Genomic DNA, 22,445 nt, shown 5'->3' with positions numbered 1-22,445 from the left:
CCATAGATAGCCCTTAAAAAATTTTGAAATAAATTATCCTTGATTAGGAATCATTAAATAACTACCATCTAAATCATTAAAATAGATTTTGTATTTAGATTTTGCAACCGGTAGGTCACCTCCACTTGTTCCGTTATTTGGGAATCCTGAAAAAGCAGTGTTTCCACCCCAACTTACGTCCCATGCATTATTTGCTCTAAATTTAGCTTTACCATCATTTAATGGCAACAAATTTAATGACCAAACATGAGAATTGAACGTAGATTGGGTTAATGCTGTTGAAGCATCCCATTTTAATGGTGTGCTATCTCCAATGATACCTACGGTAGTGAAAGTTTTAGCAGCAGCTGCATTATACGTCACTAAAGTGTATTTTAATGTTTCAGTATTCATTGTAAAAGTATAATAGCCTTCCGTTGCAATAGTAAAAGATGCTGGATCTGGATCAGCTTCTGTAGGTCTAGCCACAATAGCACCATTATCTCCTTTACCATACATTGGAGCCCATTGTCCAAGTGTAGAAATTAATTTGAATGCACCCGCTTTGAAAAATCCAGTAAATTGATACAAACTTGGGTTTGTTCCGCTTCTGAATAAAGGTTGGTTTTTATTATTATTGTTCCATCCTGAAGCAGTTGCGTCGCCTACAAAATACCAGTCTTTAAATGCGTAAGGAATTAATCCAGTGTACGCATTAACTAAAATAGTCAGTGGAGTTTTAGACATCATTTTTTCAATTCCTGCTAAACTAGAAACTACTTTGACATCATAAGAACCCAGTTGATCAGGTGTTCCACCCAATTGAATTACTGCTTGATTCAATGTTTTTACAGTTACTTCAATTTGAGTTGCTCCAGAAGTTCCTCCTAATTCAATTGCTTTTGTAAAATTTCCTCCTTTAACATCCATCAAAAGTTTGTACCCAATCTCTACATTACCAGCATAAGTTGCTTTGGTCCACACAAAACGTTCTATAACATCTTCCGCATTTTCTTCTAGTAAAACGTATGATTTATCATTTTCAGGCGCCACTAATTCAGGAGTATCCACTCCTTGAATTACTGGTCTGTCTTCTACATCCTCTACGCTACAAGACAAGGTAAGAACTGCGAATAAGGCAATTACTGATTTAGTTATATTTTTCATTTTTTATTTATTATTTAAATTTTATTAATACCCAGGGTTTTGTTTCAATTTATTGTTTGATGCTAATGCTGTAGCAGGAATAGGAAATAAATTTTTAAATGCTTGCGTTGGCGCACCACCCGCTACATTTCCTTTCCAAGGCCACACATAACTACCGCCTGTAAATTTACCAAAACGAATTAAATCCGTTCTTCGGTGTCCTTCCCAGTGCAGTTCTTTTGCTCGCTCGTCTAGAATCAGGTTAGCACCTGCAGCATCCGCAGTAAGAGCACTTATCGTTGAAGCATTCGCTCTGGTTCTTAAAGCATTTACATATCCTCTGGCAGTTCCTAGATCTCCTACTTTACCAACTACCGCACATTCAGCATACATTAAATACGCATCGGCTAAACGGAACATTGGAAAATCAGAGTCAGAAAAGTCTCCTGATTTATCTGAGCCCTGAACTCCGTTTACGGTCACATTTCTAAATTTCTGAATTGCGTATCCATCAGTAAATGTACCAATATCAGCAATTTCTTTAGTTTGTCCATCAGTATAAAATTGACCTCTTGCGTCTGTAGTATTTTCACTAAACTTATTTACAAATGCTGATGTTGTTCTGATACCAGCCCAACCACCATTGATTCCAAATTCAGAAGCCTTCATAGTACCACCAACTGGTGCATGCGTCAAGAAAGTAGTCCCACCATACGTTTGCGTTCTTAGTCCATCAAAAGCAATTGCAAAAATGAATTCGTTTTGAGCTCCGTTTCTATCATTATCCGCAAAAAATAATTGGTTATAATTGTTGTGTAAAGTATACCCTGATCCTATTACTTTAGTAATCAAAGGCAATGCTCCTGCATAATTATCAGTACCAATATATACTTTAGCATTCATGTATAACTTAGCTTGTAACATCCAGGCAGCAGCTTGATCCACACGATACGCCTCATTTGATTTTGGCGCTTTCAATTCTGGAATAATTGCTGTTAATTCGGCATCCACAAATTTGTATAATTCTGCTCTTGACGCATATTCCGGGTAGTAAAAACTCGTTGGGGAATCTTCAGTAACCAAAGAACCTCCGCCAAACATATCAATCAAGTGCCAATAGGTGAATGCTCTAATAAAACGCGCTTCTGCTCTGTAGGTTTTAATCTTTGCTATCAAAGCGGCATCAAGACCTCTGGAGGCTAATTTAGCATCCGTAGTTTGTCTTAAAAACTCATTACAGTTTACAATTTGAAAAGAAAATCGAGCAAATGTAGCCGTGATAAAACGGTCTAAAGAAGTCCATGTTTGTGAATGAAGGTCTTTTATTGTTCCGTCATTCCAGGCAATAACAGCTTCATCTGTTGTTAATTCCTGCATCAACCAGATCCCTCTGATGTATTGACTTTCCCCTTCATCAATTCCGGAGATATCTGGAGAACCAGCTGCAGTTTGCCCTGAAGTAGCAAATCCTGCGTATAACTTGGCCAGATTTTGTTTGTACGATTCCGGGGTGCTAAAAAACTGTTCTCCCGGAACTGCAACACTACTTGCCGGGGCTTGGCTCAAATCATCTGTACACGATGAGAATACCATCACGCACAGTAACAAAGAAATACCCAATAATTTTATTTGTATCTTTTTCATTTTTCTTACTATTTGTATTAAAAATTAACGTTTAAACCTAACGTGAAAGTAATTGGTCGTGGGTATAAATTTCCATCTATACCTCCAGAAATTTCTGGATCTAATCCTTCATAATTAGTAATGATCAAAACATTTTGTGCTGATAATGTCAATTTAACTAATGAAGACGTATTCTCTTTTTGATTGAAAGTATAGCCAACACTTACGTTGTCTAATCTTACAAAAGAGGCATCTTGAATGTAATAATCGGATTCGAAACGTTTGGTGTCATTAGATCTGAAACCTGTTTCCAAAACATTTTCAACTCCGTTTGACAAATCTGTGTTTCTGATCAAAATATTATTGAAAGATCCTTTACTGGAATCCACATTGTTGTAATTGTAATTACCCCATGATCCTCTCCAGTTCATTCCCATGTCAAAATTTTTGTAGGTCACACTAGTGTTAAACCCGTAAAAAACATCTGCTGCCGGTTTATGAAAACGGTATTTATCCAACTCTGATATTATTCCATCTTGATTTCTGTCAACATACACCCCATCTAAAGGTTTTCCGTTTACACCATACGCTTGCTCATACACGTAAAAAGAACTTGGTGCATAACCCACTTGGTGATTTTGAATAAAATTTCCGGTAGCACCTTCATAGCCTCCAACATTAATTCCTGGCGTATTAGGAAGTGTAGTAGTCAGCTTAGTGATTTTAGACTCTTGAAAGGTTACGTTTCCGCCAATTCTCCATTCAAAATCATCAGAACGAAATGGGATTACTTCTGCAGCAATCTCAATACCCCTATTTTCAATTGTTCCTACGTTATAATTGTCAAAATTTGAAAACCCGAAGAAAGATGGATTTTGTGTGTACAATAATAAATCTTCTGTTGTTCTTTTGTACAAATCAACACTACCATTGATTCTATTGTTCAAAAATCCAAAATCCAACCCTGCATTCACAGTGGTGGTTTGTTCCCATTTCAAATTACTGTTGTACGGCTGTGGTCTGTAAGTGGTGTAAAACTGACTTCCAAACGGGTATTGAGCAGCAGTATTAGAGGCTAAATACAACGGAATAGATGGATAACTTATTCCAATATCCTGTTGTCCGGTAATACCCCAACCCCCACGGATTTTTAAGGTAGAAATACTACTTACGTCTTTCAAAAAGTTTTCTTCGTTCAGTTTCCAAGCCAAAGCAACAGCAGGGAAATTAGCCCAACGATTTGATTCTGTAAATCTTGAAGTACCATCACGTCTATAGGACAAAGTCACTAAATACTTATCGGCGATATTAATATTTGTTCTTGCAAAGAAAGACTGCAAGTTGATACGGGACGGGAAATTAGGATCTACCGTAGTGTTATTACTCTGAAAATTAAAATTGGAAGAGTAAAAAGTCTCTCTGAAATCTTGGTAGGAATACCCTCCAGTAACATCAAAAACGGTATTGATCGATTCTACTTTTTTGTTGTAATTTAAGTACAAATCCATCAATTTATTGAACCGTGATTGGGTTTTTTCATACGTATTCTTGAAACCGGAACCGGAAAGTCCATTCAAAAAATTAGCTTCTGTATTACCAAATGAACGTCCTGTTAATTGATCGTATCCAAAATTAGCTACTGCTTTTAATTCTGGTAAAAAATGCATTTTATATTCGGTTTGAATATTTCCAATGCTTCTGTACGCTGTTCCAAAACTGTTTTGTTGTTCGATTTGAGACAATGGGTTTCTGCCTGCCAATTGGTTGATTTCAGTTGGAGACGTATACCATTGAAAAAAGGTTCCGTCAGGATTTCTTACCGCTTGTGTTGGATCAAAACGAATGGCTGAACCAATAGCACCACGATTACTATAATTACTATTAATCAGAGACGTATTATTATTCAATTCTATCTTTAAATGATCGTCAAAGAAGTTTCCGGTTATACCAGCAGACATTGTAGTACGCTCCATGTTATCTCTTTTTAAGATACCATTCAAATTAGCATATCCCACAGAGGCTCTGTACACTATATTATCAGAACCACCGCTTAGGGCAATATTATGATCTGTACCAATAGCTGTTCTGAATATTTCATCCTGCCAATCTGTATCAGCAGCACCCATCAACGCGATTTGAGCAGCATTTCCGTTAGCCGTTACAAAATCTCTGAATTGTGTACTTGATAAAGCATCTACTTTATTCGTGATTTCAGAAACCTGGAAGTTTGCATTATAATTAATTTGCATTTCCCCTGCTTTACCTTTTTTGGTAGTAATTATAATTACCCCATTCGAAGCACGAGATCCGTAGATAGCAGTTGCCGAAGCATCTTTCAAAACCGTAATCGATTCAATATTATTTTGATTAATAGTACTCAAAGGATTTCTACTTCCTTCTACGCCACCAGCAGCAACCGGCACACCATCAATAACATACAACGGATCGTTATTAGCAGATAGTGAAGAGCCACTTCTAATTCTGATAGTTGCACCTTCACCTGGAGAACCTCCTCCATTAATAACCTGCAAACCAGCTACTTTCCCTGTTATCATTTGATCTGCAGAAGTAACAGGTCCTTTATTAAAATCTTTGGAAGTCAGCACGGTTACCGCTCCTGTAGCATCTTTTTTCTTAACAGTCCCGTAACCCACTTGGATCACCACTTCTTTTAATTGATTGGCATCTTCTTCTAAAGACACGTTTAATGAATTTTGAGCAACATAAGTCACGACCGTATTGGTGTAACCAATATAAGAGAACACAATTTTATCCCCTCTTTTTACATTAGACAACTGATATTTACCATCAAAATCAGTAGAAACACCATTATTTGTACCCTGTACATTTATGTTTACCCCTGGAATTGGCTGTCCTGACACTTTATCAAGAACGGTTCCGCCAACAATATTCTGAGCCAGAACACTAAAAGGGAGCAGCAGTACTAAAATCAACAACTTTTTATAAATTGTTTTCATACATTTTCTTTAATTTAATTGAATTTTCCTTGAATTTTCAAGCGTAACTATTACTTCGAATGTTAAATTTATGTAAATTTTTGCACGCCCGACAAGAGCCCTTTTTAATTGGGTTACGAAAACGTAATAGTGTTGAAAACTTTTTGTTTTATTTAAATTTTAACCCGTTTAATTACCATTTGTAAAATTAAATTTTATCTTTATTACGAAATAAAATTTTACTCCCTCTCCACATGAAAAGGAAAATAACGCTTAAACAAATTGCCAAAGAATTAGACGTTTCTATTTCTACCGTTTCTAAGTCATTACGGAACAGTCCAGAAATAGGCGAGGAAACCAGACTTAAAGTACAAGCTTTCGCCAAATTTTACAATTACAAACCCAATAATATTGCGCTGAGCCTAAAAAACAGAAAAACAAAAACCATTGGAATTATCATCCCGGAAATTGTGCATCATTTCTTCTCCACGGTCATCAATGGAATTGAACAAGTGGCCAATGAAAACGGATATAGCGTACTCATTTGCCTCTCAGACGATTCCTTTGATAAAGAAGTCCTGAATATGGAAATGCTCGCTAACGGCAGTATTGACGGATTCATTATGTCACTGTCTAAAGAAACCCAATTCAAAGGCGATTTTCACCACATTACAGAAGTCATCAATCAGGGAATGCCTGTAGTCATGTTTGACAGAGTTACGAACGATATCTTTTGCGATAAAGTCATTATAGACGATCAATCTGCAGCCTATGAAGCCGTTCAGAGCTTGATTGATAAAGGACGGAAAAAAATCGCCTTAGTTACCACTGTTGATTATGTGAGTGTGGGTAAACTTCGCACAGATGGTTATATCAAAGCATTACTGGACAATGACATCCCCTTCAATGAAAATCTTATTATCAAAATTGAAGATGTTGATACCTGCGAAATCACTATTGGAAAACTATTAGAAGACAAAGCCATTGATGCCGTCTTTGCTGTAAACGAACTTTTTGCAGTAACGATAATTAAAACCGCCAATAAAATAGGATTAAATGTCCCTAAAGACTTAGCCGTTATTGCCTTTACAGATGGTATCATTTCTAAATATTCTACACCTACTATTACTACTGTAAGTCAGAATGGTATCAAAATGGGAAATAAAGCGGCAAAAATGCTGATTGAAAGACTCGAATCTGAGGAAGATGAAGAAGATGAAAATTACAAAACTGAAGTAATTGAAACGCATCTGATAGAAAGAGAATCTACACATTAGATATTATACGTTTTCAGTTGCCTTCATAAAACTGCGACTGAAAACTGTGACTAATTTTTAAAACAGCTGTATTATATTCAGTACTACAACCTTGTAGTGAAAAATGTTTCTTTTTATTTGTATCTGAAAAACAAAAGTTTAAAATATATTTTTATATTTACCCCATCAAAGCCTCACTTTTACTTCGAAAATAAGACAAGTTTTGATAAGCATATCGCTTATCGTATTAATTTATAAATTACGATAATGGAAAAGCGTAGATTAAGTTTCTGGCAAATTTGGAACATGAGTTTCGGATTTCTGGGAATACAGATGGGTTTTGCACTGCAAAATGCTAATGCCAGCAGAATTCTTCAGATTTTTGGTGCTGATGTGCACGAACTATCCTGGTTTTGGATCATTGCCCCTTTGATGGGACTTATTGTACAGCCCATCATAGGCCATTACAGTGATAAAACGTGGGGGAAATTTGGAAGACGAAAACCATTCTTTTTAGTGGGTGCTTTGTTAGCCTCCATTGGTTTAATATTAATGCCGCAAGCCGAAATTTTCATTGCTCTTTTGCCTGCCTTATGGGTAGGTGCCGGAATGTTGATGATTATGGATGCCTCTTTCAATATTGCTATGGAACCTTTCAGGGCTTTAGTAGGCGACAATTTAAGAACGGATCAAAGAACACTTGGATTTAGCGTACAAACCGCCTTAATTGGTTTCGGTGCCGTGATTGGTTCTTGGCTGCCTTATGTTTTGACGAATTGGTTTGGCGTTTCCAATAGAGATGAGGATGGCGGTGTTCCCATGCATTTGATTTTATCTTTTGTAATTGGAGCTGTTATACTTATAGGTTCTATCCTGGTTTCCATTTTTTCTACCAAAGAATATTCTCCGGAAGAGCTAGCCCAATTTGAAGACGAAATGGCGCATCAGAAAACCAAAGTGGCTGATGCCAATGCTAAAGAATCCAGCGTACTGGACATTTTTGATGATTTCAGAAAAATGCCTACCACGATGCGGCAATTGAGTTGGGTACAATTTTTCTCTTGGTTTGGTTTGTTTGGAATGTGGGTTTTTACCACTCCGGCCATAGCCCATCATATTTATGGTTTACCTATTTCGGACAGCAAAAGTGAGGCGTATCAAAATGCAGGAGACTGGGTTGGCGTGTTGTTTGGTATTTACAATTTGGTTTCTGCTTTCTATGCTTTTGCGTTGCCTTATATCGCAAAAAAGATCGGAAGAAAATTAACCCATTCCCTATCCCTTATTATTGGTGGCCTTGGATTAATTTCGATCTATTTTGTCCCTAACGAAAACTGGCTTATTCTTTCTATGGTTGCAGTGGGTATCGCTTGGGCTAGTATTCTATCTATGCCGTATGCCATATTAGCCGGATCAATCTCCCCAATGAAAATGGGAGTTTACATGGGTATTTTCAACTTCTTTGTCGTTATTCCCCAAATTATCAATGCCTTAATTGGCGGACCATTAGTTAAATATGTATACCATGACAATGCCATATTTGCATTAGTCACTAGTGGTGTCAGCTTTTTGATTGCTGCTATTTTAGTAGTTAAAGTACAAGATGTTGATGACCTAATAAAACAATAATCAATGAATACAAAAGCATTTATATTCGACCTAGACGGAGTGATTGTAGACACGGCTAAATACCATTATTTAGCGTGGCAAAAAATTGCAAATGAATTAAATATCGAATTTACACTGGAACACAACGAATTACTAAAAGGAGTCAGCCGGGTGCGCTCTTTGGATATTATATTAGACCTAGGAAAAGTAACCGCCTCACAAGAAGACAAAGACCAATGGTTAGTCCAAAAAAACGAGGAATACTTATCTTATTTAGTGGATATGAATGAAAGTGAGATTCTTCCGGGAGTTTTTGAAATTTTAAAATTTTTAAAACAAAACGACCAACCCATCGCATTGGGTTCAGCCAGTAAAAACGCCAGACCCATTCTGGAAAAAACAGGACTACTCTCTTATTTTGACGCTGTTGTAGACGGAAATGATGTGACCAATGCGAAACCCGATCCGGAAGTATTCTTAATGGCCGCAAAATTATTAAAAATAAAACCAGAAGATTCAATTGTTTTTGAAGATTCAGTCGCAGGAGTTCAAGCGGCGAATATTGGTAATATGACCAGCATAGGAATTGGGGAAGCAACTACTTTGCACGAAGCAAAATACATCTTCAACGATTTTACAGCTATCGATACCCAATTCATAGAAGAATTAATTAACAAATAACGAAACAAATTCAAAAAAGTAAAAAGGATAATATTATTTGTGCATCACAATAATTTTTAATCTTTGAATTTTTAAATTATAAAAAATGAATCAAGATTATATAAAACCAGACAATTGGTCTATCATAGAAGAAGGATTTGATGCCGAGTGTGTAAAATCATCTGAAAGTTTGTTCAGCATTGGCAACGGTGCTATGGGACAACGGGCTAATTTTGAAGAAAATTATACTGGTGAAACATTTCAGGGAAGTTATATTGCGGGAATTTATTATCCGGATAAAACCAAAGTGGGCTGGTGGAAAAACGGGTATCCAGAATACTTTGCTAAAGTTTTGAATGCACCAAACTGGATTGGAATTGATATTGAAATCAATGGAGAAAAATTAGATTTGAATACCTGTGCTGAAGTCAAAAACTTTCGTCGGGAGCTGAACATGAAAGAAGGTTGGTACCACCGCTCTTTTGAAGCCACTTTAAAAAACGGAACCGAAATCGCAGTTAGTATTCGTCGTTTTCTTTCAATCGTGTTGGATGAAGTTGGGGTTATCAATTATGAAATTACCCCTTTGAACAAAGATTCAAAAATCGTTTACAAACCTTACATTGATGCTGGTGTAACCAATGAAGATGCGAACTGGGAAGAAAAATTCTGGGAACCGCTTGATGTAAAAAAATCAGGAAATGAAGCTTTTGTAACGGCACAAACCTTCAAAACACATTTCAAAGTAACCACTTTCATGCAAAATAGCATTTTTACTAGTGGTGAAAAAATGGGAATTTCTCCTTCTAATATTGATGCAACTGCTGATAAAATTCAGTTTAGTTATGATGTAATTGTGGGACAGGGTCAAAAATCATCGATCCAAAAAATTGGCGGGTATACGGTTTCCTTAAACCATGAAAATACCATTACTGCTGCCGAAAAAGTGATTCAATCCGCTTTAGCAGTAGGCTATGACCAAATGTTGCAGGACCAGATTGATGCTTGGGCAAAAATTTGGGAAATGTCAGACATTACAATTGATGGCGATGTCAAAGCACAACAAGGAATTCGTTTCAATATTTTCCAATTAAACCAAACCTATTTAGGCAAAGATTCCCGATTGAATATTGGTCCAAAAGGTTTCACCGGAGAGAAATACGGAGGTTCTACCTATTGGGATACGGAAGCGTACTGCATTCCGTTTTACATGGCGACCAAAGATCAGGAAGTGGCTCGGAATTTATTGACGTACCGTTACAATCAATTGGATAAAGCCATTGAAAACGCTACTAAATTAGGATTTACTAACGGAGCAGCTTTGTATCCAATGGTGACGATGAACGGCGAGGAATGTCATAACGAATGGGAAATTACTTTTGAAGAAATTCATAGAAACGGAGCTATCGCTTATGCCATTTATAACTTTTACAGATACACTGGCGATTACAGTTATATTCCTGAAAAAGGACTAGAAGTATTAATAGGAATTGCTCGTTTCTGGCATCAAAGAGCGAATTTTTCGACTAATTTAAACCAATATGTAATTCTTGGCGTTACGGGTCCAAACGAATATGAGAACAACGTAAACAATAATTTTTACACCAATTATATTGCAAAATGGTGTCTGGAATATACCTACGAACAAATTCAGAAAGTATCGCTGGAATATCCTTCGGATCACAAAAGAATTACAGAAAAGGTAAAAATCTCCGATTCCGAATTACAGTCTTGGAAAAAAATTTCGGACAATATGTACTTCCCTTTTTCGGAAGAACATAATGTGTACTTGCAACAAGACGGTTTCTTGGACAAAGAATTGGTTCGTGTAGTTGATTTGGATAAAAGCCAAAGACCCATCAATCAGAAATGGTCTTGGGATAGAATTTTGCGTTCGCCATACATCAAACAAGCCGATGTTTTACAGTGTTTTTATTTCTTTGAAGATCATTTTTCGAAAGAAGAACTGAAAAACAATTTTGAATTTTATGAATCCTTAACGGTTCATGAGAGCTCCCTTTCGCCCTGCGTACACTCGATTCAAGCCGCTTTATTAGACAAAATGGACATGGCGTACTCGTTCTATTTGAGAACGTCACGTCTGGATCTTGATGATTACAATAAAGAGGTCGAAGAAGGGTGCCATATAACCTCAATGGCCGGAACCTGGATGAGTATCGTAGAAGGTTTTGGCGGAATGAGAGTTAAAGATGATACGCTTCATTTTTCTCCAAAAATCCCAAAACAATGGAAAGGCTATTCGTTTAAAATCAACTTTAGAAATCAAATTCTGAAAGTAGCGATCGATCATAAAGAGACTTTATTTACAATTCTTGGAGATAAAGAATTGGAAATTGTGGTAAATGGCAAGACTCTTGTGGTCACTACTGAAAATTTAGTCTCCGTAAACTAACATTTGCTAGAACTTGTAGTTAATTCTATCATTTGAACCCAAGCCTTGCTAGGCTTACTGACAATCCCAATATCTATTGGGATTGTTCGATTGAAAACTACTCTTAAATAAAAAAAGAATGGCCTCTAAAATGCTGAAAATAGTTCTTTTCAAACATGAATCCGTTTTATTTGAAGCCAACACAACATTAAATAGCACTAAAAAATACATACAATGAAGAAAACAGATCAATTTCCGTTCTTAAACAGAAGCTTTCTAAAAAAAATAACTTTATTCCTTTTTTTTATGTCAATAACTGTACATGCGCAAATCGACAAAGTGGAACCCCCTTTTTGGTATGCAGGAATGCAGAATCCAGAGCTGCAAATTCTTTTTTATGGCAAAGGCATTGCTCAAAACCAAGTAACGGTTTCTAATGGCATAAAAATAACCGACGTAAAAAGAACGGAAAATCCCAACTACCTATTTGTTACCATTGACACTAAAAAAGTGGTGGCATCAGATCTGATTTTTACCTTTAAAAACAACAGTAAAGAAACCTTTACACAAAAATACAGCCTTAAGAAAAGAAGAGAAAACTCAGCGCAACGCAAAAGCTTTGACGCTTCGGATATGATGTATTTGTTGATGCCAGATCGCTTTGCCAACGGAAACAGAAACAACGATAGTGAAAATTCAACCCAAGAAAAATACAATAGAGAATTACCCGGAGGAAGACACGGTGGCGATATTGAAGGGATTATAAAAAATCTGGATTACATAGCAGAACTAGGTGCAACAACAATTTGGAGTACACCACTGTGCGAGGATAATGACGCTGCTTTTTCGTATCACACCTACGGACAATCTGATGTGTATAAAATAGATCCCCGTTACGGAACCAATGAAGATTATGTTCGATTGGCTGCTGAAATGCACAAAAAAGACCTGAAACTGGTGATGGATTACGTGACGAATCACTGGGGAATTGAACATTGGATGATCAAGGATTTACCCACAAAAGAATGGATCAATCAATTTGACACCTACACCCAAACAAATCATAAAAGAACAGTTATTCACGACACCAATGCCTCTGAAATTGATAAAAAAATCACGCTGGACGGTTGGTTTGTCCCATCGATGCCCGATTTAAATTTGAAGAATCCGTTGACTTTAAAATACTTGATTCAAAATGCCATTTGGTGGATAGAATATGCTGATTTAGATGGCTTCAGAGTCGACACCTACAATTATTCTGATCCAAAAGGAATTGCAAAATGGACCAAATCCATAACCGATGAATACCCCAATTTTAATATTGTAGGCGAAGTCTGGATGCAAAGTCAAGCGCAAATGGCGTATTGGCAAAAAGACAGTAAAATTGCAGCAATACAAAATTACAATTCATATCTGCCAAGTGTAATGGATTTTACATTATATGAAGCCGTCACTAAAGTTTTCAATGAAGATGACGGCTCTTGGGACAAAGGAATGGTAAAACTCTATGACAATTTTACCAATGATTTTCTGTATCCTAATGTCAATAATATGTTACTATTTGCAGAAAATCATGATACCAATCGCATCAATCAAACCTACGGGAACGATATCAGAAAATACAAAATGGCAATGACTTTGATGGCTACCGTTCGCGGGATTCCACAATTGTATTACGGAAGCGAAATAGGCATGGCCGGTGATAAAAACAAAGGTGATGCAGCTATTCGTCTTGATTTTCCAGGCGGTTGGGAAGGCGATAAAAACAATGCTTTTACGAAGGAAGGACGAACTCCGGAGCAAAACCACTATTTTGATTTTACCGCCAAATTGTTCCAATGGAGAAAAACAAAAGCAGTGGTTCATTTTGGAAAAACAACCCATTATATTCCGGAAAATAATATCTATGCTTATTTTAGATACAATGCAAATGAAACGGTAATGGTTTTAATGAACAACAGCAACGAAACCAAGACGGTAAACACACATCGTTTCAAAGAAAATATCAAAGACTTTAAAACTGGAAAAGATGTCATTTCTGAACTCACCTTTGACGTGACGAACGAAATTATAATCGAACCTAAATCTGTTTTGATTTTAGAACTGAAGTAATTCACACTCTAAAATACAAGAATCCGGAGAACTACTGAAAAAAATACCAGATACTGACTGCTGCTCCTTGAAAAAGAAGCTCCAGCAAAAAAATAATTATTCAATTTAAAAAAAAATGAAAAAAAAATCTTTACTATTAATTCTATCCGTGCTCGCTTTTTGCGTGAGTTGTTCCGGTACCAAACCTGTTACGGAAAACAACACTCCAATAAAAAAGACAAAAAAAACCCCTTTTGTCTGGGAAGGTGCTAATGTCTATTTCCTTATGACAGATCGCTTTAATAATGGTGATCGTTCCAATGACATTACTTTAAACAGAACTAAAACTACAGGAAAACTTCGTGGTTTTGAAGGAGGAGATATCAAAGGAATTACTAAAAAAATTGAAGAAGGTTATTTTGACAAACTAGGGATAAATGCCATTTGGTTTACTCCTGTAGTGGAACAAATTCATGACGCTGTAGATGAGGGCACTGGATTGAGTTATGGCTATCATGGCTATTGGGCCAAAGATTGGACGGCATTAGATCCCAATTTTGGAACTAAAAAAGAGTTAGCTGAATTAGTGAAAAAAGCGCATGCACGAGGAATCAGAATCATTCTTGACGGCGTCATTAATCACACCGGTCCTGTGACTGAAATAGATACTGTTTGGCCAAATTACTGGGTTCGTACCAATCCGGTTTGTGATTATAAAAATTATCAAAATACAACAACCTGCACTTTGGTGGCCAATCTTCCAGACATCAGAACTGAAAGCACCCAGAATGTAGACTTACCTCCTTTTCTTGTCGAAAAATGGAAAAAAGAAGGTCGATACGAACAGGAAATGAATGAGTTAGATGCTTTTTTTTCTCGGACAGGCTATCCTAAAACTCCAAAATATTACATCATAAAATGGCTGACAGACTACGTTGCTGATTATGGGATAGACGGCTACAGAGGAGATACCGTAAAACATACAGACGAAACCGTCTGGGCAGATTTCAAAACGCAATGTGACTATTCATTTGAGACTTGGAAGAAAAAAAACCCTACAAAAGTACTGGATAACAACTCCTTTTACACCATTGCCGAAGTCTATAATTATGGTATCAGCGGCGGACAAGATTTTGATTTTGGAGATAAAAAAATAAACTATTTTAAAAATGGTTTCAACAATATGATCAATTTTGAGTTCAAATGGGACGCCCAAAAAGACTATGAATTCATATTCTCAAAATACTCGGACAAGCTCAACACCGATTTAAAAGGATACAGTGTTTTAAACTATTTATCCTCACATGATGACGGCGCTCCATTTGATGCAAAACGCACCAAAAGCATCGAAGCCGGTACAAAATTATTGTTGAGTCCGGGACTTTCTCAAGTATATTATGGTGATGAGAGTGCACGTCCCTTAGTAATTGAAGGCACAAACGGCGATGCTACCTTACGCTCCTTTATGAACTGGAAAGATATAAAATCCAATCCTGAAACTAAAAAAATACTGACACACTGGAGAAAATTAGGAAAGTTCAGAAAGAACCATCCTGCTGTGGGAGCTGGAATTCACACCATGATTTCGGACACGCCCTACACATTTTCAAGAACATACACTAAAGGAACTTTCACAGACAAAATAGTGGTTGGTCTAGATCTCTCTACTGGCAAAAAAGAAATTATTGTAGCCCCTATTTTTGAAGATGGATCTAGAGTAAGAGATGCCTATTCCGGAAAAGAAGCCAAAGTTTCAAAAGGAAAAGTGACTATTCGAACCGACTTTGATATTGTTTTATTAGAAATGCGAATCAAGGGTTAAGAAGATAGATGTTCTTTTGGAGATAAAATTTATCAAAACAAAGAATTTTTATCTGATTTTGAAAAAGAAAAAAACGCTGTAATGTTCACACCCGTTAAAGCAGTAAAAGGAGAATCTCAAGAAATTAGAAATAGAGATAAAGTTTCAAACGACTTGTATTCAACAGCAGTATCAAGAATTAGACAACCTATTGAATCCCTTTTTAATTGGTTGATTGAAAAAACCAATATTCAAAGAGCATGCAAAGTTAGATCCACAAAAAAATTATTAGGGCAGCTATTTGGCAAGATAGCAGCTGCCTTTATAAACTTAATATTTTAACCCTTGATTCGCATTTGTAATTAATTATAAACCCGAAGCACATTTCCATTGACTTGAACGCGATACTGCTTCATAGGATATTGTAAAGTTCCTTGTCCGGTAAATAAACTGTATTCTTTACCGTCGCATCCGCAAACGGCATTTATCCCATTTATGGTCATGGTAGAACAAGAACTCATCGCTTGATTGGGACAAGCGGCATCAAAAGCATTGTAACCACTGCCTGTATTGAAAACAATAACACCTCGAGCGCCTATTCCGGATACATAAACCGCATTACTAACGAATTTAAGATTAGAGTATTCCGGCAAATTCAGGTTCAGGTCTACGGCGAAAGTATAATTAGGCACAAATGGATTGGTGTTGTCAAAACCAGAATCACTACACGAAAAAAATAAAGGAATAACAACGAAGAGCAGCAGAATTTTTTTCATTTTAAAATAGTGTCGAAGTATTAGTGAAACAAATTTAATTTATTTAACTTTGAATTATATATGATTAACATATATTTATCGACGAAAAAAAAATAATAATATCTTTGTGGAAAGAAATCCCGTCCTGATGGGATTTTTTCTATTTATATAAATGAAGAATTTATGAGTACAGTATCGTATTACACAGCAGAAGGCTTAAAAAAATTAAGAGAAGAATTAGATTATTTAAAAAGCGTAATGCGCCCAAAAGCATCGGCTGATATAGCTGAAGCACGAGATAAAGGTGATCTTTCTGAGAATGCAGAATACGATGCCGCAAAAGAAGCACAAGGGATGCTGGAAATGCGTATTGCCAAAATGGAAGAAATACATTCTAACGCCAGATTGATTGATGAAACCCATCTGGATGTTTCTAAAGTATTGGTATTATCCAATGTAAAAATCAAAAACCAAACGAACGGAATGGAAATGACTTATACATTAGTTGCCGAAAGTGAAGCCGATTTAAAAACAGGTAAAATCTCGGTAACCTCACCTATTGGAAAAGGTTTGTTAGGAAAATCAGTTGGAGAATTTGCTGAGATCACGGTTCCAAACGGTGTGTTGAAATTCGAAATTTTAGAAATATCTCGCGACTAATTAAAGGTTTATTCGGTTAACCGATTAATCGATTCAACAATTAACCAATTTCACAATGTCAAGTATATTTACCAAAATTATAAACGGAGAAATTCCGTGCTACAAGATTGCTGAAGATGAAAATTTCTTGGCTTTTTTGGATGTAAATCCAAATGCAAAAGGACACACACTTTGTATTCCGAAACAAGAAATTGATAAGATTTTTGAGATGGAAGATAATTTATATATTGGACTGATGCAGTTTTCTAAAAAAATCGCAGTTGCGCTTGAAAAAACGGTTCCGTGTAAACGAATCGGAATGGCAGTTGTAGGACTTGAAGTTCCTCATGCGCACGTTCACTTGATTCCATTGAATGAAATGGATGAAATGCGTTTTCAAAATAAAGTATCGCTGTCCAAAAATGAATTTGAAGCGTTGGCAGAAAGTATTAAAACCAATTTGTAAATTTGCACAAATAAAACAAATTGGTATGATTTTAGTTTAAAAGGGAATAGGTGAAAACCGATTCCCTTTTCTATTTTAGAGAACTTAAGTAAGTCGAAAGTTTAAAAGTCGTAAAGTCAAAAGAATTAACTTTAAGTAAAATAGCTTTAAATCAGATTGTTAAATAATTTTATCCTGATTTTAAAATACGACATTATACCATGGTTATTACTTACATTCGAGACTATGAAAAATATATTTTTGTTGCTTACCTTCTTTTTCTCCTTTATGAGTGTTGGACAGGTCAATCCCGGATATCTATTGGTTGATGCTAAAACGGCAGCTATTCCAGCTAATTCAACTACATCTACTGAAGCTATTGCCAATTATATCAATGCTAATTTTAAAACAGAAACCGATAAAATAAGAGCTGATTTCTATTGGACCGCATCTAACATCAGCTATGATGTTGCGAATAGGTATGCCGTAAATTCCCATGAAACGGGAGCTGAGAAAATCACGAAGACATTAAAAACTAAAAAAGGGGTTTGCATTCATTATGCAACGGTTTTTAATGCGCTTGTGCAAAAGATAGGAATCCAATCCTATATCATTGAAAGATATACCAAACAAAACGGAAAAGTAAGTGACTTGGCTCATGCTTGGACAGCAGCTGAAATTGACAAAAAGCGGTTGTATTGTTGAATGATTTTATACACTATCGAAACAATAAGTTTAAGCCTTCTTTTTCAGATACTGAAATTAGCCGTATGATTGAAATTCCGAGAATGAAACTGGTAAAGTGTCAAAACGATATGTATATCGTGGGTTCCGTTGGTAATCAAAACGTTTCTAATGTCACATCGATTAAAAAATCAATTGGAGCCTCTTTGGCGCAAGCCGAAGAGCACGCATTGTTTGTTAAAAATTATTTGAGTAAGTCCAAAATAGTCAGAAAAACAATGTTTTCTAAAGTTACATAGTTTGGAGTTCCGTTACGCTAGGTTGTTTTTTTTAAAACTCACCTGCATTGTGGTTCCTTTTCCAATTTCGGAGTTCAGTACTTTGATGGTTCCTTTGTGGTATTCTTCCACGATTCTTTTGGTTAGTGAAAGTCCCAATCCCCATCCGCGTTTTTTAGTGGTAAATCCAGGTTCGAAAATGGTTTTAAATTGTTGTTTGTGAATTCCGCCGCCAGTATCAGAAACATTTATTTTTACATAATCCCCTTCTTGTTCAATTTCTAAAGCTAATTTTCCTTTTCCTTTCATTGCATCGATGGCGTTTTTTACTAAATTCTCGATGGCCCAACTGTGCAGCGTAGGATTAAGAGATACCATAATAGGAGTTTTTGGCGCTTGGAACGAAAACTCAATTTGTTTGGAGAATCGGGATTGCAAATAGTCGTAAGATTGTTGTGTTTCGGCTACAATATCTTTGTTTTCTAATTTGGGTTCCGATCCTATTTTCGAGAAACGATCGGTTATGGTTTGCAAACGCTCAATATCTTTTTCAATTTCGAAAGTAGTACTTTCATCCATGTTTTCAGATTTCAGGAGTTCAACCCAGCCTATCAGTGACGAGAGCGGCGTTCCTATCTGGTGAGCAGTTTCTTTAGCCATTCCTGCCCAAAGTTTGTTTTGTGTTGCCATTTTGGTGCTTCTATAAAAATTATAAACTAAACCGCCAAAAAGCACTATGATCAGCACTAAAGCAACGGGATAATATTTCAATTTATTCAGTAAAGCCGAGTTGCCGTAATATAATTTTTGAAATTTCCCAGGGACATACTCAATGACTATGGGCACGTTTTCGTTTTTTAAGTTCTGCAAGAATGCGACTGCCTTTGAATTATTTTTTACAATAGCGTCGTCAATATTTACGGTGTTTATGATGCTGTCATTCTCTGTCAGTATAATAGGAATTGAAGTGTTGTCACTGAAAATTTGCAGCGGAAGATCAACATCTGTATTTTCATTGGCATTAATGAGTGTTTTTTGGGCTTGTGCCCAAAGATTCATTTTTAATCGTTCTTCGTTTTTGAAGATTTGAAAAAAAGTGTATGTGTTCCAAAGAATCAGGGAAATGATTAAAAAAGAGGCAGAAATTATAATCCAACGGGTTGTATTTCTTCTTTCAGAAAACTGCATAAATGAAAATTTGAATTATAAATATAACGAAATAAACGCTGTGGTATTTTAGTTTTAAAGAAAGATTTTTTTTTAGATTAAATTCAGATGTAATTTTATTCTAATTGGATATACTCTTTCATAAACTGATCCGATTTGTTTACTTTTGTAGAGTACAGCTATAAAGTAAAAAATATGATTACGATTGATCCTAAAAGTATCGAAACGGCAAAATTACAAGGCTATTTGCAAAGTTCAGTTGGACCTAGACCTATTGCTTTTGCCAGTACTATGGATGCGGAAGGTAATGCTAATGTATCGCCTTTTAGTTTTTTTAATGTGTTCAGCGCCAATCCTCCAATCCTTATTTTTTCACCAGCAAGGCGCGTTCGTGATAATTCGATAAAACACACGTTGATCAATGCTGAAGCAACTCGGGAAGTAGTCATTAATGTGGTGAATTATGACATGGTACAACAGATTTCGCTGGCCAGTACAGAGTATGCTCATGGTGTGGATGAGTTTTTAAAATCAGGCTTGACTCCGATTGCTTCAGAGGTGGTGAAACCCTTTCGAGTAAAAGAATCACCGGTTCAATTTGAATGCAAAGTCACTCAGATTATTCCGCTGGGAACAGAAGGAGGTGCGGGGAATTTAGTACTGTGTGAAGTTGTTCGCATTCATATTGACGAGTCTGTTTTAGACGAAAATGGTGCGATTGATCAATATAAAATTGACTTGGTTTCCAGGTTAGGCAGCAATTGGTATTCCAGATCAAACCAAGGGCTTTTTGAAGTGCCAAAACCCTTGTCTACTTTAGGAATTGGAGTGGATGCCATTCCAAATTTTGTTAAAGAAAGTTCGGTTTTTAACGGAAATGATTTAGGCATGTTAGGGAATATAGAAGCCTTGCCCACAATGGAAGAAGTTAGTATATTTGTAAAACAGAATTTTGCTGTAAAAGGAGTTTTAAGTGCTGATGACCAGCAAAAAGTACACCTGGAGGCAAAAAAATACCTGAATGAGAATGATGTCTTATCGGCTTGGAAAGTACTTTTGGCAAAAAAATAATATAAATAACATTAAAAACAACGAAGATGGAAGTTACAGGAAAAATTAAAATGCTTGGGGATGCAAAAAATGTGGGAAGCGGAAGTTTCTTAAAAAGAGAATTGGTCGTAACCACTGAGGAGCAATATCCACAACATATTTTAGTAGAATTTGTACAAGATAAATGCGATTTATTGAACAGTTTTAAAGTAGGTGAAGCGGTTAAAGTTTCGATCAATTTAAGAGGACGCGAATGGGTTGACCCACAAGGAGTGACTAAATATTTTAATGCAATTCAAGGATGGAGAGTAGAAAGAGTAGCCACAGAAGCCACTGCTGCTCAAATGCCTCCGATGCCGGCTGCTGAAGCATTTGCACCAGCAACAAACCTAAACGAAGAAGAAGCAGACGATTTGCCTTTCTAAGGGATGAAAAAGTTAGAATTTAGAAGTCAGAAGTTTGAGTCTTACTTGAATTTCTGACTTTTTTATTTTTTGAAATTGGTATTGATTTTTGAAATTGAAAAATGTATTATTTATCCCCAACCTTATTTTTCCCTCCTGTTGACCAAGCCAATTGCGATGGAATTTTGGCCATTGGAGGTGATTTGTCCCCGGAACGCTTGCGACTTGCGTATCAAAGCGGCATTTTTCCTTGGTTTGAAGCGGGAGAACCTATTATGTGGTGGTCTCCAAATCCCAGAATGGTGCTATTTCTCGATGAATTGATTGTATCTAAAAGCATGCGAAATATCCTGAACCGGAATATTTTCAGTGTTACTTTCAATCAAAATTTCAGAGATGTAATTTCAAATTGTCAAAATATAGAACGTGACGGTCAAAACGTGACTTGGATTACCAATGACATGATTGAAGCCTATTGTAAGCTGCATGAATCAGGTATTGCAAAATCGGTTGAGGTTTGGCAAGATGAGGTTTTAGTTGGTGGTTTATATGGAATTGATTTGGGAGGTATTTTTTGTGGTGAAAGTATGTTCTCGAAAGTATCTAATGCGTCGAAAATGGCTTTTATAGCTTTGGTCAACCAATTAAAAAAAGAAGATTACAAACTTTTGGATTGTCAGGTTTATAATCCGCATCTTGAAAGTTTAGGTTGCAGGGAAATCGACAGAACAGATTTTATGGAAATTTTAAAGAGTAAATAACTCTTAAAATTCCAGCTTCTTAAAACTCCAATCCAGCGTATTAAAAAGAACCAATTCATTTTCCAATGTCGGTAAATCCATAACAAGTTTCAACGTTTCGTGCGCCATCATGGTGCCAATAATCCCAGGGAGCGTACCCAATACTCCGTTCAAATCACAATTAGGAACATCTTTAGGATTTGGAGGTTCTGGGAATAAGTCCCGAAGATTTTTATTTCCATTATGGTTAAAAACGGCCACTTGCCCCTCGAATTTTAAGATGCTGCCGTAAATCAATGATTTTCCTAATGTCACGCAAGTATCATTTATCAGATAGCGGGTTTCGAAATTATCACAGCCGTCAACAATTACATCAAAATCCTGGATGATTTGTACTGCATTTTTAATGGTTAATTTTTCTTCAAAAGCAACAACATGAATCAATGGATTCAGGATTTCTAAAACTGATTTTGCCGTGATTGCTTTTAATTGACCAACGTGCCTCTCCGTATATAAAATTTGACGGTGTAAGTTGTGCAATTCGATTTTGTCAAAATCAACTATACCAATAGTTCCTACTCCGGCCGTTGCAATATAGTGTAAAACAGGACAACCCAATCCGCCTGCGCCGATCACTAAAACTTTCGCTTTTTTGAGTTTTTCCTGTCCGGAATCGCCTATTTCCGGCATCATCATCTGGCGGTTATAGCGTAAAAAATCTTGAATAATACTCATTTTTTTAGTCTTAAAGTTAAAAAGTCATAAAGTTG

20 protein-coding genes are annotated in these 22,445 nt (G+C 36.2%); 14 read left to right on the top strand and 6 right to left on the bottom strand.

Going from position 1 to position 22,445, the window contains the following annotated elements; translation table 11 throughout:
- Positions 1 to 33: 33 nt before the first annotated feature.
- The 3 genes from EKL96_RS03700 to EKL96_RS03690 are packed head-to-tail and all read right to left on the bottom strand — an operon-like array spanning position 34 to position 5,726.
- The gene (locus EKL96_RS03700) at positions 34 to 1,146 is read right to left on the bottom strand and encodes a SusE domain-containing protein (RefSeq protein WP_126458358.1); all 1,113 of its coding nucleotides are present in this window, start codon (positions 1,144 to 1,146) and stop codon (positions 34 to 36) included.
- Between the two features lie 24 nt (positions 1,147 to 1,170).
- Positions 1,171 to 2,769, bottom strand: a complete 1,599-nt coding sequence (locus tag EKL96_RS03695; protein WP_126458356.1) for a RagB/SusD family nutrient uptake outer membrane protein — start codon at positions 2,767 to 2,769, stop codon at positions 1,171 to 1,173.
- 17 nt (positions 2,770 to 2,786) lie between these two features.
- Positions 2,787 to 5,726 (bottom strand): SusC/RagA family TonB-linked outer membrane protein, encoded by a 2,940-nt coding sequence (locus EKL96_RS03690; RefSeq protein WP_126458353.1) that lies wholly within the window; start codon positions 5,724 to 5,726, stop codon positions 2,787 to 2,789.
- Between the two features lie 233 nt (positions 5,727 to 5,959).
- Here EKL96_RS03690 and EKL96_RS03685 point away from each other — a divergent pair, with 233 nt between their 5' ends.
- The 7 genes from EKL96_RS03685 to EKL96_RS03655 all read left to right on the top strand — a co-directional run bounded on the left by EKL96_RS03685 (position 5,960) and on the right by EKL96_RS03655 (position 15,855).
- A complete protein-coding gene (locus EKL96_RS03685; RefSeq protein WP_126458351.1) occupies positions 5,960 to 6,982 on the top strand; it encodes a LacI family DNA-binding transcriptional regulator in 1,023 nt (340 codons plus the stop codon).
- Positions 6,983 to 7,228: 246 nt separating this feature from the next.
- Entirely contained in the window at positions 7,229 to 8,590 is a 1,362-nt protein-coding gene (locus EKL96_RS03680; RefSeq protein WP_126458348.1) for an MFS transporter, read from the top strand.
- Positions 8,591 to 8,593: 3 nt separating this feature from the next.
- Positions 8,594 to 9,250, top strand: coding sequence for a beta-phosphoglucomutase (gene pgmB, locus EKL96_RS03675; RefSeq protein ID WP_126458345.1), 657 nt, complete (start codon positions 8,594 to 8,596; stop codon positions 9,248 to 9,250).
- Positions 9,251 to 9,335: 85 nt separating this feature from the next.
- Positions 9,336 to 11,642 (top strand): glycoside hydrolase family 65 protein, encoded by a 2,307-nt coding sequence (locus tag EKL96_RS03670; RefSeq protein WP_126458343.1) that lies wholly within the window; start codon positions 9,336 to 9,338, stop codon positions 11,640 to 11,642.
- Positions 11,643 to 11,855: 213 nt separating this feature from the next.
- A complete protein-coding gene (locus tag EKL96_RS03665; RefSeq protein WP_126458341.1) occupies positions 11,856 to 13,733 on the top strand; it encodes a glycoside hydrolase family 13 protein in 1,878 nt (625 codons plus the stop codon).
- Positions 13,734 to 13,848: 115 nt separating this feature from the next.
- Entirely contained in the window at positions 13,849 to 15,534 is a 1,686-nt protein-coding gene (locus EKL96_RS03660; protein ID WP_126458338.1) for an alpha-amylase family glycosyl hydrolase, read from the top strand.
- 81 nt (positions 15,535 to 15,615) lie between these two features.
- Positions 15,616 to 15,855 (top strand): transposase, encoded by a 240-nt coding sequence (locus EKL96_RS03655; protein ID WP_126458335.1) that lies wholly within the window; start codon positions 15,616 to 15,618, stop codon positions 15,853 to 15,855.
- 20 nt (positions 15,856 to 15,875) lie between these two features.
- On the opposite strand, the gene EKL96_RS03650 is transcribed toward EKL96_RS03655, so the two are convergent.
- Positions 15,876 to 16,289 carry a Rieske (2Fe-2S) protein gene (locus tag EKL96_RS03650; protein ID WP_126458331.1) on the bottom strand — a complete coding sequence of 138 codons (414 nt, stop codon included), beginning with the start codon at positions 16,287 to 16,289 and terminating at the stop codon, positions 15,876 to 15,878.
- 162 nt (positions 16,290 to 16,451) lie between these two features.
- On the opposite strand from EKL96_RS03650, the gene greA reads away from it, so the two are divergent.
- The 4 genes from greA (at position 16,452) to EKL96_RS03630 (ending at position 18,335) form a co-directional block, all read left to right on the top strand.
- Entirely contained in the window at positions 16,452 to 16,928 is a 477-nt protein-coding gene (gene greA / locus EKL96_RS03645) for a transcription elongation factor GreA (RefSeq protein ID WP_126458328.1), read from the top strand.
- Positions 16,929 to 16,983: 55 nt separating this feature from the next.
- On the top strand, positions 16,984 to 17,373 hold the full coding sequence (locus tag EKL96_RS03640) for an HIT family protein (protein ID WP_126458325.1): 390 nt from the start codon (positions 16,984 to 16,986) through the stop codon (positions 17,371 to 17,373).
- Positions 17,374 to 17,598: 225 nt separating this feature from the next.
- Positions 17,599 to 18,057 carry a transglutaminase-like domain-containing protein gene (locus EKL96_RS03635; protein WP_126458322.1) on the top strand — a complete coding sequence of 153 codons (459 nt, stop codon included), beginning with the start codon at positions 17,599 to 17,601 and terminating at the stop codon, positions 18,055 to 18,057.
- A 65-nt stretch (positions 18,058 to 18,122) separates the two neighbouring features.
- Positions 18,123 to 18,335 carry a hypothetical protein gene (locus tag EKL96_RS03630; protein ID WP_126458319.1) on the top strand — a complete coding sequence of 71 codons (213 nt, stop codon included), beginning with the start codon at positions 18,123 to 18,125 and terminating at the stop codon, positions 18,333 to 18,335.
- A gap of 12 nt (positions 18,336 to 18,347) precedes the next feature.
- On the opposite strand, the gene EKL96_RS03625 is transcribed toward EKL96_RS03630, so the two are convergent.
- Positions 18,348 to 19,502: a sensor histidine kinase gene (locus EKL96_RS03625; RefSeq protein ID WP_126458316.1), complete on the bottom strand. Its 1,155-nt coding sequence runs from the start codon at positions 19,500 to 19,502 to the stop codon at positions 18,348 to 18,350.
- A 174-nt stretch (positions 19,503 to 19,676) separates the two neighbouring features.
- Here EKL96_RS03625 and EKL96_RS03620 point away from each other — a divergent pair, with 174 nt between their 5' ends.
- From EKL96_RS03620 to aat, 3 genes are all read left to right on the top strand, one after another.
- Positions 19,677 to 20,552, top strand: a complete 876-nt coding sequence (locus EKL96_RS03620) for a flavin reductase family protein (protein WP_126458313.1) — start codon at positions 19,677 to 19,679, stop codon at positions 20,550 to 20,552.
- Positions 20,553 to 20,578: 26 nt separating this feature from the next.
- The gene (locus tag EKL96_RS03615; RefSeq protein ID WP_091203008.1) at positions 20,579 to 20,956 is read left to right on the top strand and encodes a DUF3127 domain-containing protein; all 378 of its coding nucleotides are present in this window, start codon (positions 20,579 to 20,581) and stop codon (positions 20,954 to 20,956) included.
- A gap of 101 nt (positions 20,957 to 21,057) precedes the next feature.
- Positions 21,058 to 21,696, top strand: coding sequence for a leucyl/phenylalanyl-tRNA--protein transferase (gene aat, locus EKL96_RS03610; protein ID WP_126458310.1), 639 nt, complete (start codon positions 21,058 to 21,060; stop codon positions 21,694 to 21,696).
- Between the two features lie 3 nt (positions 21,697 to 21,699).
- On the opposite strand, the gene EKL96_RS03605 is transcribed toward aat, so the two are convergent.
- Positions 21,700 to 22,410: a HesA/MoeB/ThiF family protein gene (locus tag EKL96_RS03605; RefSeq protein ID WP_126458307.1), complete on the bottom strand. Its 711-nt coding sequence runs from the start codon at positions 22,408 to 22,410 to the stop codon at positions 21,700 to 21,702.
- Positions 22,411 to 22,445 lie beyond the last annotated feature (35 nt).

Origin of the sequence: Flavobacterium sp. LS1R10 (assembly GCF_003968825.1) — a bacterium.
Classification (GTDB): domain Bacteria; phylum Bacteroidota; class Bacteroidia; order Flavobacteriales; family Flavobacteriaceae; genus Flavobacterium.
This window is presented reverse-complemented; position numbering and strand designations above follow the sequence as displayed.